The 15119-nt window shown below is 70.3% G+C and carries 14 protein-coding genes; 9 read left to right on the forward strand and 5 right to left on the reverse strand.

What is annotated here, in order from left to right:
- Nucleotides 1-10: 10 nt before the first annotated feature.
- From LRS14_RS15260 to rsmA, 3 genes are read left to right on the forward strand one after another with little or no spacing between them, the layout of a single operon-like run.
- Complete coding sequence (locus LRS14_RS15260; RefSeq protein ID WP_257800057.1) at nt 11-2368, forward strand: LPS-assembly protein LptD; 2358 nt, start codon at nt 11-13, stop codon at nt 2366-2368.
- A 35-nt stretch (nt 2369-2403) separates the two neighbouring features.
- Nucleotides 2404-3735, forward strand: coding sequence for a peptidylprolyl isomerase (locus LRS14_RS15265; protein ID WP_257800058.1), 1332 nt, complete (start codon nt 2404-2406; stop codon nt 3733-3735).
- On the forward strand, nt 3732-4490 hold the full coding sequence (rsmA, locus tag LRS14_RS15270; protein ID WP_257800059.1) for a 16S rRNA (adenine(1518)-N(6)/adenine(1519)-N(6))-dimethyltransferase RsmA: 759 nt from the start codon (nt 3732-3734) through the stop codon (nt 4488-4490). Before LRS14_RS15265 ends, rsmA begins: the two co-directional genes overlap by 4 nt.
- 67 nt (nt 4491-4557) lie before the next feature.
- On the opposite strand, the gene LRS14_RS15275 is transcribed toward rsmA, so the two are convergent.
- From LRS14_RS15275 to LRS14_RS15290, 4 genes are all read right to left on the reverse strand, one after another.
- Entirely contained in the window at nt 4558-4749 is a 192-nt protein-coding gene (locus LRS14_RS15275; RefSeq protein WP_157039394.1) for a hypothetical protein, read from the reverse strand.
- Nucleotides 4728-5123, reverse strand: a complete 396-nt coding sequence (locus LRS14_RS15280) for a barstar family protein (RefSeq protein ID WP_046110896.1) — start codon at nt 5121-5123, stop codon at nt 4728-4730. Before LRS14_RS15280 ends, LRS14_RS15275 begins: the two co-directional genes overlap by 22 nt.
- Before the next feature lie 39 nt (nt 5124-5162).
- Nucleotides 5163-5492, reverse strand: a complete 330-nt coding sequence (locus LRS14_RS15285) for a ribonuclease (protein ID WP_232315226.1) — start codon at nt 5490-5492, stop codon at nt 5163-5165.
- Nucleotides 5493-5775: 283 nt separating this feature from the next.
- A complete protein-coding gene (locus tag LRS14_RS15290) occupies nt 5776-8070 on the reverse strand; it encodes an NADP-dependent malic enzyme (protein ID WP_257800060.1) in 2295 nt (764 codons plus the stop codon).
- 140 nt (nt 8071-8210) lie between these two features.
- Between LRS14_RS15290 and LRS14_RS15295 the strand changes: the two genes are divergently transcribed.
- Genes LRS14_RS15295 through LRS14_RS15320 form a run of 6 tightly spaced genes read left to right on the forward strand, consistent with a single transcriptional unit; the run spans nt 8211 to nt 14004 of the window.
- A complete protein-coding gene (locus tag LRS14_RS15295) occupies nt 8211-10286 on the forward strand; it encodes an ATP-binding protein (protein WP_046110899.1) in 2076 nt (691 codons plus the stop codon).
- Nucleotides 10287-10341: 55 nt separating this feature from the next.
- A complete protein-coding gene (locus LRS14_RS15300) occupies nt 10342-11034 on the forward strand; it encodes a response regulator transcription factor (protein ID WP_046110900.1) in 693 nt (230 codons plus the stop codon).
- Nucleotides 11035-11040: 6 nt separating this feature from the next.
- Nucleotides 11041-12000 (forward strand): thiamine-phosphate kinase, encoded by a 960-nt coding sequence (thiL, locus tag LRS14_RS15305; RefSeq protein ID WP_257800061.1) that lies wholly within the window; start codon nt 11041-11043, stop codon nt 11998-12000.
- Nucleotides 11997-12563: a phosphatidylglycerophosphatase A gene (locus LRS14_RS15310; protein WP_046110902.1), complete on the forward strand. Its 567-nt coding sequence runs from the start codon at nt 11997-11999 to the stop codon at nt 12561-12563. Before thiL ends, LRS14_RS15310 begins: the two co-directional genes overlap by 4 nt.
- The gene (locus LRS14_RS15315) at nt 12554-13045 is read left to right on the forward strand and encodes a CinA family protein (protein ID WP_257800062.1); all 492 of its coding nucleotides are present in this window, start codon (nt 12554-12556) and stop codon (nt 13043-13045) included. The genes LRS14_RS15310 and LRS14_RS15315 overlap by 10 nt, the downstream gene beginning before the upstream one ends.
- A gap of 53 nt (nt 13046-13098) precedes the next feature.
- A complete protein-coding gene (locus tag LRS14_RS15320) occupies nt 13099-14004 on the forward strand; it encodes a glyoxylate/hydroxypyruvate reductase A (RefSeq protein WP_257800063.1) in 906 nt (301 codons plus the stop codon).
- Nucleotides 14005-14029: 25 nt separating this feature from the next.
- On the opposite strand, the gene holA is transcribed toward LRS14_RS15320, so the two are convergent.
- Entirely contained in the window at nt 14030-15115 is a 1086-nt protein-coding gene (holA, locus tag LRS14_RS15325) for a DNA polymerase III subunit delta (RefSeq protein ID WP_257800064.1), read from the reverse strand.
- Nucleotides 15116-15119 lie beyond the last annotated feature (4 nt).

Raw genomic sequence — 15119 nt, forward strand, 5'->3', positions numbered from 1 at the left:
GCGCGCCTGCATGCCCACCCCGCTGGCCCTGGCCGCCGCACTGTGCTGCGCGCAGGCCGGCGCCCAGACCGCCCCGGCGCGCGTGCCGGCCGCCGCACCACAAGCACCGGCCGCTTCCGCCCCGGCACCGGCCGCTTCCACAGCCGCAGGCCCCGCCGTCATCCTGCAGGCCGACCGCATCAGCGGCCGGCCCGACATCGACGCGCAGGCCGAGGGCAATGCCGAGCTGCAGCGCGGCCCCTTGGTGATCCGCGCCGACAAGCTCAGCTACGACAGCGTGGGCGACCTGGCCAAGGCCCAGGGCAATGTGCGCATCAGCCGCGACGGCGACCGCTTCACCGGCCCCGAGGTGCAATTGCAACTGCAGCGCTTCGAAGGTTTCTTCCTGCAGCCGGAGTACTACTTCCCCTCCACCGGCGCCGGCGGCAAGGCCGACCGCATCGACTTCATCGACGACCAGCGCTCCCAGCTGTGGGGCGGCACCTATTCCTCCTGCGGCGCCGACGGCAGCGGCACGCCCGCGTGGCTGCTGGGCGCCGACCGCATCCGGCTGGACCGGCAGGCCAACGAAGGCGTGGCCGAGGGCGCGGTGCTGCGCTTCTACGGCGTGCCCATCCTTGCGGCGCCGCGCCTGAGCTTCCCGCTGACCGACGAGCGCAAGTCCGGCTGGCTGCCGCCCTCGCTGGACGTGGACAACAAGAGCGGCGTCGGCATCGGCGTGCCGTACTACTGGAACATCGCGCCCAACCGCGACGCCACCATCACGCCCACGGTGATGACGCGGCGCGGCTTCTCGGCCGACCTGCAGTTCCGCTACCTGGAGCCCAGCTTCCGCGGCGAGATCGACGTGCATGCGCTGCCCGACGACCGCGTGACCGACACCTCGCGCCATGCGCTGCGGCTGTTCCATGAAGGCGATGCGCCGCAGGGCATCCACTACCGCATCCGCGGCCTGCGGGTGTCCGACGACGAGTACTGGAAGGACTTCTCCTCCCAGGCCAGCTCGTGGACGCCGCGGCTGCTGGCCACCGACCTGCAGGCCGACCGCAGCTTCCGCTGGAACGGCATCGACGCCACCGCTTATGCCCGCGTGCAGCAATGGCAGGTGCTGCAGCAGGACGACGCCCGCATCGTGGCGCCCTATCAGCGCAGCCCGCAGCTGGGCCTGCGCGGCAGCAGCCTGCTGGCCGGCGGCTTCGAGACCGCGTTCGAGACCGAGGTCAACCACTTCACGCGGCCCAGCAACGGCCAGCTCGATCCGCTGCCCACCGGCACGCGGCTGCATGCGCTGGGCAGCATCAGCCGGCCCTGGCGCGCGCCGGGCTGGTGGGTGGTCCCGAAGTTCTCCTTCAATGCCGCGCAGTACCAGATCGACCATTCGGCCGGTGGCCGGTATGACAACGAATCGCGCACCATCCCCACCGTGAGCGTGGACGGCGGCATGGTGTTCGAGCGCCGGGCCAGCTGGTTCGGCGAGACCCTGCGGCAGACGCTGGAGCCGCGTGTGCTGTACGTCAACACGCCCTACCGGGAGCAGCGCGGCACGCCCAATTTCGATGCCTATGGCAAGGATTTCAATGCCGTCAGCGTCTACAGCGACAACGAGTTCTCCGGCGTCGACCGCGTCTCCGACACCAACACGCTGACCGCCGGCATCACCACCCGGCTGCTGGACGAGAACACCGGCATCGAACGCCTGCGCCTGGGCCTGGCCCAGCGCGTGCAGTTCCGCGACCAGAAGCTGGTGGCCAACCCCGACGGCACGCCCAACATCGATTCCACGCCGGAAGGCGAGGGCTCCACGCAGCGCTTCTCCGACCTGCTGCTGTTCGGCACCGCCACGCTGTCGCCGCGCTGGATGGTGGATGGCGCCATCCAGTACGACCCCGACAGCCGGCGCACCGTGCGCTCGCTGCTGTCCACGCGCTTCACGCCAGGGCCCTTCCGCACCCTCAGCGCCAGCTACCGCCTCACCCGCGGCCTGAGCGAGCAGCTGGAGGTGGGCTGGCAATGGCCGCTGTACCAGCGCGATGCTGCCGCCGCACGCGTGCAGGCCGCCGGTGCCTGCAGCGGCACGCTGTATGGCGTGGGCCGCCTCAACTACAGCCTGCGCGACAGCCGTGTCACCGATTCCATCGTCGGCCTGGAGTACGACGCCGGCTGCTGGATCGGCCGCGTGGTGGCCGAGCGACTGTCCACCGGCCGCAGCGAAGCCACCACCCGTCTGCTGCTGCAACTGGAGCTGGTCGGCCTGTCACGTCTCGGTTCCAACCCGCTCAAGGTCTTGAAGGACAATGTGCCCGGCTACCGCCTGCTGCGCGAAGACCGTGATGCAGGCGCCGACGCGGCCTCCTCGGCCGCCTTCTGATCCCGCCGCCCCTGCCTGAACCCGCCTCTCGTTCGATGAAACAAGCTTTGCTTTCGAAGGCGCTGGCCTTCACCCTGTGCTGCGGGGTCACCCTGGCCGCCTCGGCCCAGGCCACTGCCCCGGGCCGCGTGAGCGTGCGCGCCGCCGACCACATCGCCGCCATCGTCAACCAGGAGCTGGTCACCGCCTTCGAGGTGGAGCAGCGCCTGGCCCGTGTGCGCGAAGAGGCCGCCCGCGCCCGCCAGTCGCTGCCCGACGAGCCGGAGCTGCGCAAGCAGGTGCTGGAAATGCTGATCGAGGAGCGCGCCATCCTCAGCTTCGCGCGCGACAGCGGCGTGCGCATCGAGGACCCCGAGCTGGACCGCGCGGTGGCCGGCGTGGCCGCGCAGAACCAGCTCACGCTCACGCAGCTGCGTGAGCGTCTGCGCCGCGAAGGCATCGAGTACTCGCGCTTTCGCAACAACCTGCGCGACCAGATGATGATCGAGCGGGTGCGTGAGCGTGAAGTTCAGTCGCGCATCAAGATCACCGACGTCGAGATCGACCGCCTGATCGAGCAGCAGCGCCAGGCCGCCGCCGCGCAGCCGGAGCTGAACATCGCGCAGATCCTGGTCACCGTGCCCGAAGGTGCTTCCGTCGCCACCGTGGCCGAGCGACGCGCCCGTGCCGAGGCCGCAATGGCCCGGGTGAAGGCCGGCGAGGCCTTTGCCACCGTGGCGCGGGAGCTGTCGGAGGACGCCAACCGTGACAAGGGCGGCGAGATCGGCCTGCGTCCGGCCAGTCGCCTGCCGGACGTGTTCGTGCAGGCGGTGGGCGCGCTGAAGGCCGGCGAGGTGGCGCCCGAGCTGCTGCGCACCGGCGCCGGCTTCCACGTGCTGAAGGTGGTCGACCGCAAGGACGGCGGTGCGCTGCAGGTCACGCAGACCCGCGCCCGCCACATCCTGCTGCGGCCTTCCGCGCAGGTGCCGGCCGAGGTGGCCGTGCGCCGCCTGGATGAATTCCGCCGCCAGATCGAGGCCGGCAGCGCCAGCTTCGAGGCCCTGGCGCGCGCCAACTCCGAGGACGGCAGCGCGCCGCAGGGCGGCGACCTCGGCTGGACCTCGCCGGGCAGCTTCGTGCCGGAATTCGAGGAAGCCATGAACCGGCTGCCGCTGGGTGGCATGTCGCCGCCCATCACCTCGCGCTTCGGCGTGCACCTCATCCAGGTGCTGGAGCGCCGCGTCGTCAATGTCGAGCCCAAGCAGCTGCGCGAACAGGCCCGCAATGCCCTGCGCGAGCAGAAGTTCGACGATGCCTACAACGAGTGGGTGCGTGAGCTGCGCGCCCGCGCCTACGTCGAGCTGCGCGAAGCGCCGCAGCAGCCTTGAAGCACATCGCGCGCAAGCGCTTCGGGCAGCACTTCCTGTCCGACGGCTACGTGATCGAGGCCATCGTCGATGCCATCGATCCACAGCCCGGCCAGGCCCTGGTCGAGATCGGCCCCGGCCTGGGCGCCATCACCCAGCCGCTGAAGGCGCGCTGCGGCGAGCTCACCGTGGTGGAGCTGGACCGCGACCTGGCCGCGCGGCTGCGCAAGCAGGACGGCCTGACCGTGGTGGAAGCCGACGTGCTGAAGGTCGACTTCGGCGCGCTGGGCGCGCAGCGCGGCCAGCCGCTGCGGGTGGTGGGCAACCTGCCCTACAACATCTCCACACCCATCCTGTTCCACCTGCTGGACTCGGTGCACGCGGTGCAGGACCAGCACTTCATGCTGCAGAAGGAAGTGGTCGAGCGCATGGTGGCCGCACCCGGCAGCAAGGCCTACGGCCGGCTGTCGGTGATGCTGCAGTGGCGCTACCACATGGAGTCGGTGCTGGACGTGCCGCCCGAATCCTTCGACCCGCCACCGCGGGTGGATTCGGCCGTGGTGCGCATGCTGCCCTGGCCCACGCCGGCAGACGTGCGTTTCGAGCTGCTGGAGAACATGGTGGCGGTGGCCTTTTCGCAGCGGCGCAAGGTGCTGCGCAACACGCTGGGCAAATGGCTGGAGGAGCGCGGCTTTGCCGGCGAATTCGACCTGCAACGCCGCGCCGAGGAAGTGCCGGTGGCGGAGTTCGTGGCGCTCGCCGCCGCCATCGGCTGACGCACAAAGCACGACGGCGGCCCGAAGGCCGCCGTCGTCAAGACTGAGAACCGAAAGGAGCGCTGCCTCAGGCAGCGTTCAGCCACATCGCGGTATCGAAGGCGCTGCTCATCATCGGCATGTTCATGCCGAAGTTGCTGTTCGCAGCTGCCTTGGAAGTGCTCTTCGGCTTGGCAGTCGTCGTCTCTTGGGCCGTCTCAGCAGCCCGCTCCCATGACCCGTTTTCCTGGGAGCGGGCTACTGAAAAGAATAGAAACATCGGAAGGGCACCTTCCGATCGGCCCAGAAGTCCGCCGCGTCCCGGAACACGTCGAGCAACTGCTCGCGGGCCTCGCGGTCGAAGCGTGCGTTGTCGGGCAGTTGCTCGAGCACCACCACGAAGCCGGGCTGCATGCCCGACTTGTGCACCAGGTCCGTCATGCAATCGTAGAGCGCATCCAGGTTCTTGCCGAAATGCGCCGGGAAGAGGAACGACTCGGCGATGGCCTCCAGCACTTCCTGCTTCGACTGGGCGTTGGCCAAGTTCGCGTACAAGAAATGCTGCCCGACCTCCTGGGCGGACTTCATGAGGTCATCGACGCGATAGGCGCGGATGGCCTGGACGATGTTCGGACGGACGGTCTGCAAGAGCATGGTCGCGATCCTCCTGGGTTCAAGGGCTGGAAACGTCGCTCACTGCACGATGCGGCGGAAGCTCGCGTAGTGGTCGTCGGTGTAGTAACAGGCTTCCGGCTGGGTGGGTGGCTGGCCGCCGCACACAATGCGCCGGGCACCGCGGTGGCGGACGCCCGGTGTCTTCACCGTGTACTCGCGGTAATAGCCTCTCGACTGCCGGGGCAGCAGGCGTTCGCGGTTGCCGAACACGCTGCCGTCCTTCTCGTACGGGAATGGGCCACCTGACCGGATGAGTCGTTCCGTGCGCTGCGCCTCGACAGGCAACTGCGACAAAGTCACCGTGCTGCCGACAACGCCTGGCTCCGCCGGTGAGGGCTTGGCGAACACGGCCGGAGCCGCGCCTGCCAACCACACCGCGGCCCCCAGCGTGAGCCCCAACTTGCGAAGAGACTGCACCAAAGAGGACCGTTGGACCTGAGTCACGGGGTTAACCCTGAATCCTGAAAGCGCAAATGGTACCGACTCGGGTGCAAAAGCTCAAGCCGCTGCCTCAGTTTCGGGCAGCGGCGGCAGGGTATGAGTGCGCGCTAACTATCGGTGGGGGCCGCAGGTTGCCACGCAGGAGGGCGCCCCTGGCAGCTGTCAAGCGATTTACATTCCAGCAAGCCGTTCAGCGTGCAGCATTGGCGTCCGCGACGGTCAGCGCCGTCATGTTCACGATACGCCGCACGGTGGCCGACGGTGTCAGGATGTGCACCGGTTTGGACGCGCCGAGCAGCACCGGCCCGATGGCAATGCCGCCGCCGGCCGCCGTCTTCAGCAGGTTGTAGGCAATGTTGGCGGCGTCGATGTTGGGCAGCACCAGCAGGTTGGCCTCGCCGCTCAGGGTGCTGCGCGGCATCACCTCGGCGCGGTGGGCGGCGTCGAGCGCGGTGTCGCCGTGCATCTCGCCATCGATTTCCAGCCACGGGGCCTGCTGCTGCACCAGTGCCAGTGTGTCGCGCATCTTGATGGCCGAAGGCTGGTTGCTCGAGCCGAAGTTGGAATGCGACAGCAGCGCCGCCTTGGGCACCACGCCAAAGCGGCGCAGCTCCTCGGCCGCCAGCACGGTGATCTCGGCCAGCTGCTCGGCGGTGGGGTCGTAGTTGACGTGCGTGTCCACCAGGAACACCTGGCGGCCCGGCAGGATCAGGCTGTTCATGCAGGCATAGGTGTTCACGCCCGGGCGGCGGCCGATCACCTGGTCGATGTACACCAGGTGGTGCGATGTGCCGCCCCAGGTACCGCAGATCAGGCCGTCCACCTCGCCGTTGTGCAGCAGCATGGTGCCGATCAACGTCAGCCGCCGGCGCATCTCGATCTTGGCCAGCTGCTTGGTGACGCCCTTGCGCTCCATCATCTGGTGGTAGCTCTGCCAGTAGCCGGTGTAGCGCTCGTCATGGTCGGTGTTGACCACGTCGTAGTCGCGCCCGGCCTCCAGGCGCAGGCCGAACTTGTCGATGCGCTGCGCGATGATGGCCGGGCGGCCGATCAGCGTCGGGCGGGCCAGGCCTTCGTCGACGACGATCTGCACCGCGCGCAGCACGCGTTCTTCCTCGCCCTCGGCATAGGCCACGCGCTTGTGCTGGGCGCGCTTGGCCACGTTGAAGATCGGGCGCATGGTGGTGCCCGAGGCATAGACGAAGGCCTGCAGCTTGTCGGTGTAGGCGTCGAAGTCGGTGATGGGCCGGGTGGCCACGCCGGATTCCGCCGCGGCGCGTGCCACGGCAGCGGCGATCTTCATCATCAGCCGCGGATCGAAGGGCTTGGGAATCAGGTACTCACGACCGAAGCTCAGCGTGGCGCCGGCATAGGCCGCGGCCACCACCTCGCTCTGCTCGGCCTGGGCCAGTTCGGCGATGGCATGCACCGTCGCGATTTCCATCTCGCTGGTGATGGTGGTGGCGCCGCAGTCCAGTGCGCCGCGGAAGATGTACGGGAAGCACAGGACGTTGTTGACCTGGTTCGGATAGTCGCTGCGGCCGGTGGCGATGATCGCGTCCTGCCGCACCGCCTTCACTTCCTCCGGCAGGATTTCCGGCGTGGGATTGGCCAGCGCGAAGATCACCGGGTTGGGTGCCATGGTCTGCACCATCGCCGGCTTCAGCACGCCGGCGGCCGACAGGCCCAGGAACACGTCGGCGCCGGCGATCACGTCGGCCAGCGTGCGGTGCGCGGTCTCCTGCGCGAATTCGGCCTTGTCCGGGTCCATCAGCTCGGTGCGCCCCTGGTACACCACGCCGGCCAGGTCGGTCACCCAGATGTTCTTGCGCGGCACGCCCAGCTTCACCAGCAGGCTCAGGCAGGCGAGTGCGGCCGCGCCGGCGCCGGAGGTCACCAGCTTGACCTCGTCGATCTTCTTGCCGGCCACCTTCAGGCCGTTCATCAGCGCGGCGCCCACCACGATGGCCGTGCCGTGCTGGTCGTCGTGGAAGACGGGGATCTTCATGCGCTCGCGCAGCTTGCGCTCGACGTAGAAGCAGTCCGGTGCCTTGATGTCCTCGAGGTTGATGCCGCCGAAGGTGGGCTCCAGCGCCGCGATCGCATCCACCAGCTTGTCCAGGCTGTCGCAGTTCAGCTCGATGTCGAAGACATCGATGCCGGCGAACTTCTTGAACAGCACGCCCTTGCCTTCCATCACCGGCTTGGCGGCCAGCGGGCCGATGTTGCCCAGCCCCAGCACTGCGGTGCCATTGGTGACCACGGCCACCAGGTTGCCGCGCGAGGTGTAGCGGAAGGCGTTCGCCGGGTCGGCCACGATCTCCTCGCAGGCCGCGGCCACGCCAGGCGAATACGCCAATGCCAGATCGTGCTGGTTCACCAACTGCTTGGTCGGAACGACGGCGATCTTCCCGGGCGTGGGGAACTCGTGGTACTCGAGTGCTGCACGGCGAAGTTCTGCGCGTTTCTCTTCCTGGCTGGGCATGGCGTATGGTCCGTGGTTGCGGCAAAAGGGGCAGCGATTTTGCCCCCTCGGGGCGCCGAGTGTCGCGCCGGCGACGTTCCCGATTGATGCGCAAAACTGCGTAGCAGCTTTGCCCGGGCGTTGACCCATACTCGTTGGCGATGAGCACCAGCAGCATTCCGCTCCGCCTGCGCCGGCCGCCGCGCCGCGTCAGGCGTGCGCTGCTGTGGGCCACGCTGGTGGCACTGCTGCTGGTGGCGCAGACCCTCCTGGTGCTGCTGACGCTGAACTACGAGAGCGTGCGCGCGCAGGAGCGGGTGGAAGACCTGGCCGGCGAGGTGACGGCCCAGCTGCGCCGCAACATGCAGCGCAGCGTTCAGACGCTGCAGGCCCTGGCCTGGCACGAGCCTTCGCCCGAGCGCTGGCGGGCCGAAGCCGGCGACCTGCTGCGCGGCCGCCATGAGCTGCTGCGGGTGGAGCGCCGCAACAGCCAGTTCGAGGTGGACGAGGCGATGGACTCGCCCTACCGAACGCCCATCTTCAACCAGCTGCCACGCACGTCGATGGGCATCGAGGCCGAGCTCGCCTGCACCGGTGCCCGCCGTGCCGGCACGCCGATGTTCTCCCGCACCTACTTCGTGCCGCAGGTGGGCGGCACCGGGCTGGAGGTGCTGGACCTGTGCATCCCGATCGCCAATGCCACACGCGCCCCGCAGTACCTGGTGGCCACGCTGGCACTGGGCGGCCTGCTGGAGGAGGCGATGTCGCCGGAGCAGGGCCGGGTACACGAGGTGTCGTTCGTGGAAGGCGACGGCACGCGGCTGGCGCGTGCCGGCGTGCCGCGCGGCGCCGGCGTGTACCAGGCGCAGCGGGTGCTGGACCTGCCCGGCAGCTCCCTGGTGGTGCGGGTGGACAGCGCCGAGGGCAGCCCGCGCCTGATTCCCAACCTGGCCACGGCACTGGTGCTGGGCCTGTCGCTGGCGCTGTTCGGCGTGGTGCTGCTGCTGCTGCGCGACGTGCGCAAGCGCGCGCGGGCCGAGTCGGCACTGGCAGAGGCGCTGGCCTTCCGCAAGGCGATGGAGGATTCGCTGATCACCGGCCTGCGGGCGCGTGACCTGGAGGGCCGCATCACCTACGTCAACCCGGCCTTCTGCGCGATGGTGGGCTTCGGCCCCGACGAGCTGATGCACACCAACCCGCCGGCCTACTGGCCGACCGACCGTGTCGAGGAATACCGCGTGCGGCAGCAGGCACGGCTGGGCGCGGTGCGCGACCGCGGCGAGATCCAGCAGGGCTTCGAGACCGAGTTCATGCGCAAGAACGGCGAGCGCTTCCCGGTGATGATCTACGAGGCGCCGCTGGTGGACACCCTGGGCAAGCAGAAGGGCTGGATGAGCGCGGTGCTGGACATGAGCGCACAGCGCCGGGTGGAGGAGCTCTCGCGCCAGCAGCAGGACCGGCTGCAGGCCACCGCCCGCCTGGCCACGGTGGGCGAGATGGCCTCGCTGCTCAGCCATGAGCTGAACCAGCCGCTAAGCGCCATCGCCAGCTATGCCACCGGCTCGCTCAACCTGATGGAAGAGCCCGACGAGCAGACGCTGGGCATGCTCAAGCAGGGCCTGTCGCGCATCGCGGAGCAGGCCGAGCGCGCCGGCCGCGTGATCAAGAGCGTGCATGACTTCGTGCGCCGGCGCGAGCAGGCGCGCGAAGCCATCTCCGCCTCGCAGCTCATCGATGCGGTGATGCCGCTGGTGCGGCTGCAGGCCCGCAAGAGCGGCACCCGCATCGAGCTGGACATTCCCACGCCGCCGCCGCGTGTGCTGGCCGACCGCACGATGGTGGAGCAGGTGCTGCTGAACCTCACCCGCAACGGCATCCAGGCGATGGAGAGCAGCACGCCGCTGGCGCAGCGGGTGCTGACCATCCGCGTGCGTCAGGCGCAGGGCCGGTGGGTGAGCTTCAGCGTGCTGGACGCCGGCCCGGGCATCGCGCCCGAGGTGGCGGGCCGGCTGTTCACGCCCTTCTTCACCACCCGCAGCGAAGGCATGGGCCTGGGCCTGAGCTTGTGCCGCACGGTGATCGAGCAGCACGGCGGCGCGCTGGACTTCCATGCCCGCACCGCCGCCGACGGCAGCCCGCTGCAGGGCACCGAGTTCCTGTTCACGCTGCCGGCCACCGACCCGTCGCGCATGCGCAGCGAGGCCAGCGCGCCAGGCACCGAGACCGCCGCTTCCTAGCCGGCCGGCCACCCGCCCGGCGGGGTTAGCATCGCGGCAACTGCCCGTGATTCCCATGTTGCCCCTGCCTGCCTCGCTCGGCCTGCCGATGGTCTACCTCGTCGATGACGAGGACGTCGTGCGCGATGCCCTGGCCTGGCTGCTGCGCTCCCGTCGGCTGCTGTCCGAAGGCTTTGCCAGCGCCGAGGCCTTCGACGCCTTCCTCGACGGCCAGTGGCGCCAGCATGGCGGTGCCTGGCCCACCTCGCCTTCGTGCCTGCTGCTGGACGTGCGCATGCCCGGCGAAAGCGGGCTGGCGCTGTTCGAGCGCCTGTCCGAGGCCGGGCGGCTGGTGGCGCTGCCAGTGGTGTTCCTCACCGGCCATGGCGACGTGCCCACCGCGGTGGCCGCCGTCAAGCGCGGCGCCTTCGACTTCGTGGAGAAGCCGTTCTCCGACAACGCGCTGGTCGACCGCATCGTGCATGCGCTCGAGCTGAGCGCGGCAGCCATCGAGCAGCGGCGGGCCAGCGACACCCTGCGCAAGGCGCTGGCGGACCTCACCGAGCGCGAGCGCGAGGTGATGCGGCTGGTGATCGAAGGCCGGCCCAACAAGCTGATCGCCGATGCGCTGAACATCAGCGTGCGCACGGTGGAAGTGCACCGCGCCCGGGTGTTCGAGAAGATGGATGTGAAGTCGGCGGTGGAACTGGCCAACCGGCTGCGCGACGCAGCCATCGACACGCCACCCCCGCCGCCTGCCGCGCGCTGAGACGCCATGGCGCTCGGCGAGTTCGACCTCATTGCCCGCTATTTCCAGCGGCCCGGCGGCCAGGCGGTACTCGGCATCGGCGACGACTGCGCGCTGGTGGCGCCCACGCCCGGCATGCAGCTCGCCATCTCCACCGACATGCTGGTGGAGGGCCGCCACTTCCTCAGCACCGTGGTGCCGCAGTGGCTGGGCCACAAGGCGCTGGCGGTGAACCTGTCGGACCTGGCCGCCTGCGGCGCACGGCCACTGGCCTTCACGCTGTCGCTGGCGCTGCCGCGGGTGGACGAGGCCTTCCTGGAAGGCTTCTCGCGCGGGCTGTTCGCGCTGGCCGACGCGCATGCCATCGAGCTGGTGGGCGGCGACACCACCGCCGGGCCGCTGAACATCAGCATCACCGTGTTGGGCGAAGTGCCGCCGGGCCGGGCGCTGCTGCGCTCCGGCGCGCGGCCGGGCGATGCGCTGTGGGTCAGCGGCACGCTGGGCGATGCGCGGCTGGCGCTGGAGTGCTTCCGCGGCAGCGTGGCGCTGCCGGGCGAGCAGTTCCAGCAGGTGCGCCGCGCGATGGAGCAGCCGCAGCCGCGCGTGGCGTTGGGCCAGGCGCTGCAGGGCGTGGCCACCGCCGCGGCCGACGTCAGCGACGGCCTGCTGGGCGACCTGGGCCACATCCTCGCGCGCTCCCGTGTGGGCGCCGTGCTGCATGCGGATGCGCTGCCGCGCAGCGCGGTACTGGCACAGCAGCCGGTGGCGGTGCAGCAGCAGTGCACGCTGGCCGGTGGCGACGACTACGAGCTGGTGTTCATCGCACCGGCCGACCAGGCCGCCGCCGTGCAGGCCGCGGGCCGCGCCGCCGGCGTGGCGGTGACCTGCGTGGGCCGCATCCAGGCCGAGCCCGGCCTGCGGGTGGTAGACGCCCAGGGCGCGCCCGTTGCCCATGGCCTGGCTTCGTTCGACCATTTCAAGACATGAATGACGATGTGATCGACCTGCCGGCGGCGCCAGCCGCCGGCCCCCAGCGCGCGACCGCGCGTTTCATGCTGCCGCGTCCGCATGCCTGGATCGCGCTGGGCTTCGGCAGCGGGCTGTCGCCGGTGGCACCGGGTACCGTGGGCACGCTGTGGGCCTGGCTGGCCTTCCTGGTGCTGAACCTGTGGCTCACCGAGTCGCAATGGGGCTGGGCCATCGGCATCGGCTTCCTGGTGGGATGGTGGGCCTGCACCCGAACCGCGCGCGACCTGCGCACCGCCGACCCCGGCGCCATCGTGTGGGACGAGGTCATCGCCTTCTGGTGCGTGCTGTGGCTCATCATGCCGGCGGGCCTGCTGGGGCAGGCGGTGGCCTTCGCACTGTTCCGCTTCTTCGATGCCGCCAAGCCGGGCCCGGTGCGCTGGGCCGATCGCCGCTTCAAGTCCATCGCCGGTGCGGTGCCGGGCTGGCGCGCGGGCTTCGGCATCATGTTCGACGACCTGGTGGCGGCGCTGTGCACGCTGCTGGTCATTGCCTTGTGGAGGGCCGTGGCGTCATGGATCTGACTTCCTTCGAGGCGCAGGTGCCGGCGCTGGCCGATGCACTGCGTGCACGTGGCTGGCGCCTGGCCACCGCCGAGAGCTGCACCGGCGGCCTGATCGCCGCGGCCTGCACCGCAATGGCCGGCAGCAGCGACTGGTTCGAGCGCGGCTTCGTCACCTACAGCAACCAGGCCAAGACCGAGCTGCTGAGCGTGGATGCGGGGCTGATCGTCCGGCACGGCGCCGTCAGCCGCGAGGTGGCCTGCGCCATGGCCGAAGGCGCGCTGGCGCATTCGCCGGCCGAGCTGTCGGTGGCCGTCACCGGCATCGCCGGCCCGGGTGGCGCAGTGCCGGGCAAGCCGGTGGGCACGGTATGGCTGGCCATCGGCCGGCGCGGCGCGGCGGCGCAGGCTGAGCTGCTGCAGCTGTCGGGCGACCGCGCGGCGATCCGGGCGCAGACGGTGTCGGCAGCGCTGCAGCGCCTGCAGCAAGCGGCCGCGGCATGAGCGGCGCCGGCCGGCCACCCGAAGGCGACGCTTTCCCGCATCGGAGCGACGCGATGCAGTTGCTGCTCACCGGCAGCTTCAGCGCGCAGGAGCGCGGCGAGTGGCGCGGCCACCTGCAAGCCGCGCTGCCCGGCGCCCGCTGGTGGCTGGACGACGAGGCCTTTCCTGCGGCCGAGATCGAAGCCGCCGTGGTGGCCAACCCGGCGCCGGGCCGGCTGCAGGGACTGCCGCGGCTGCGCCTGATCCAGTCGCTGTGGGCGGGCGTCGACCGGCTGCTGCGCGACGACACGCTGCCCGCCGGCGTGCCCATCGCCCGCATGGTGGACCCGGCGATGAACGAGACCATGGCCGAGACCGCGCTGTGGGCCGTGCTGTCGCTGCACCGTGGCTTCTTCGATTACGCACGCCAGCAGGCCGAACGCCGTTGGCAGCCACATCCGCTGCGGCGTGCCGGCGAAGTGCGGGTGACGGTGCTCGGCCTGGGCGAGATGGGCGGCGCCGCGTTGCGGCTGCTGCGCCAGCACGGCTATGACGCTGCGGGCTGGCGCCGCTCCGACGGCGAGGCCGCGCTGCCGCCGCTGCTGGCGCGCAGCGGCGTGCTCATCAACCTGCTGCCGCTGACGCCGCAGACCACCGGCGTGCTGAACGCTGCGCTGTTCAGCCAGTTGCCGCCAGGCGCCGCCATCGTCAACCTCGCGCGTGGTGCGCACCTGGTGGAGGCCGACCTGCTGGCGGCGCTGGACAGCGGCCAGATCGGCCATGCGGTGCTGGACGTGTTTGCCACCGAGCCGCTGCCGGATGGCCATGCGTTCTGGGCGCATCCGCGCATCACGGTGCTGCCGCATGTGGCCGCGCAGACGGATGCCCGCAGCGCGGCCGCGATCGCCGTGCGCAACCTGGTGGCGCTGCAGCAAGGGCAGCCGCTGTCGAATCTGGTGGACCGGCAGCGCGGGTACTGAACCCACGTCGCCGCGGCGACAAGCCTTACAGCACCAGCCGCAGCCCGCAGGCCGAGGCGCCCGGCGGCAGCGGCAGCACCCGCTGCATCAGCATCAGCGCCAGGCGGCGCAGCGCATCCCAGGCGTCGGTGGGCCAGTCGGGGTGCTTCAGGCCCTTGACGATGCCGTCGCACACGCTGGCGCCTTCCACCAGCAGCGCCACGTCGGTGGCACTGAGCGCGGGCAGCACCCGCTCGAACAGCCGTTCCTTCACGCCCCACACCCGCTGCTCGCGCAATGCCATCGGCAGCGGCTTGCCGTCGGCCATGGCGTCATGCACCCGCTTGATGGCGCGGATGTCCTCGGCCAGCGTCCAGTGCACCAGCACCGCGGCCTCGCCCTCCGCACGCAGGCCGTCCAGCATGCGCAGTGCACGCGCCACCTGGCCGGCGAGCACCGCCTCGCCCAGCTTGAAGACGTCGTACCGCGCCACGTTGAGCACCGCGGCTTCCACCTCGGCATAGGCCAGCGCCCGCTGCGGATACAGCAGCGCGAGCTTCTGCAGCTCCTGGTGGGCGGCCAGCAGGTTGCCTTCCACGCGGTCGGCAAAGAATGCCAGCGTCCGCTGGCCTTCCTCGCCCGCCGCCACCTGCTGGCCTTGGGCAGCCAGACGGCGCGCGATCCAGGTGGGCAGGTCCCGCCGTTCCACCGGCTCCACGCGCACGGTGACGCCGGCACCGTCGAGCGCGCCGAACCAGCTGCTCTTGAGCTGCTGGCCATCCAGCCGCGGCAGGTGGATCAGGGTCAGCACGTCCTCCGACAGCGTCTGGCAATAACGCTGCAGGGCCTCGGAGCCTTCCTTGCCCGGCTTGCCGCCGGGGATGCGGATCTCGATCAGCTGGCGGTCGGAGAACAGGCTCATCGCCTGCGAGCTGCCCAGCAGCCCGCTCCAGTCGAAGTGCTGGCCGCTGACGGTGAACACCTTGCGCTCGGTGTAGCCGGCGGCGCGGGCCGCAGCGCGCACCGTGTCGGCGGCCTCCTGGGCCAGCAGCGGGTCGTCGCCGTGCACCACGTACAGCGGCTTCAGGCCCTTGGCCAGGTGGCCGGCGAGCTGTTCTGTGCGTACCTGCATCGTG

Origin of the sequence: Aquincola sp. J276, assembly GCF_024700035.1 — a bacterium.
Lineage (GTDB): Bacteria > Pseudomonadota > Gammaproteobacteria > Burkholderiales > Burkholderiaceae_C > Aquincola > Aquincola tertiaricarbonis.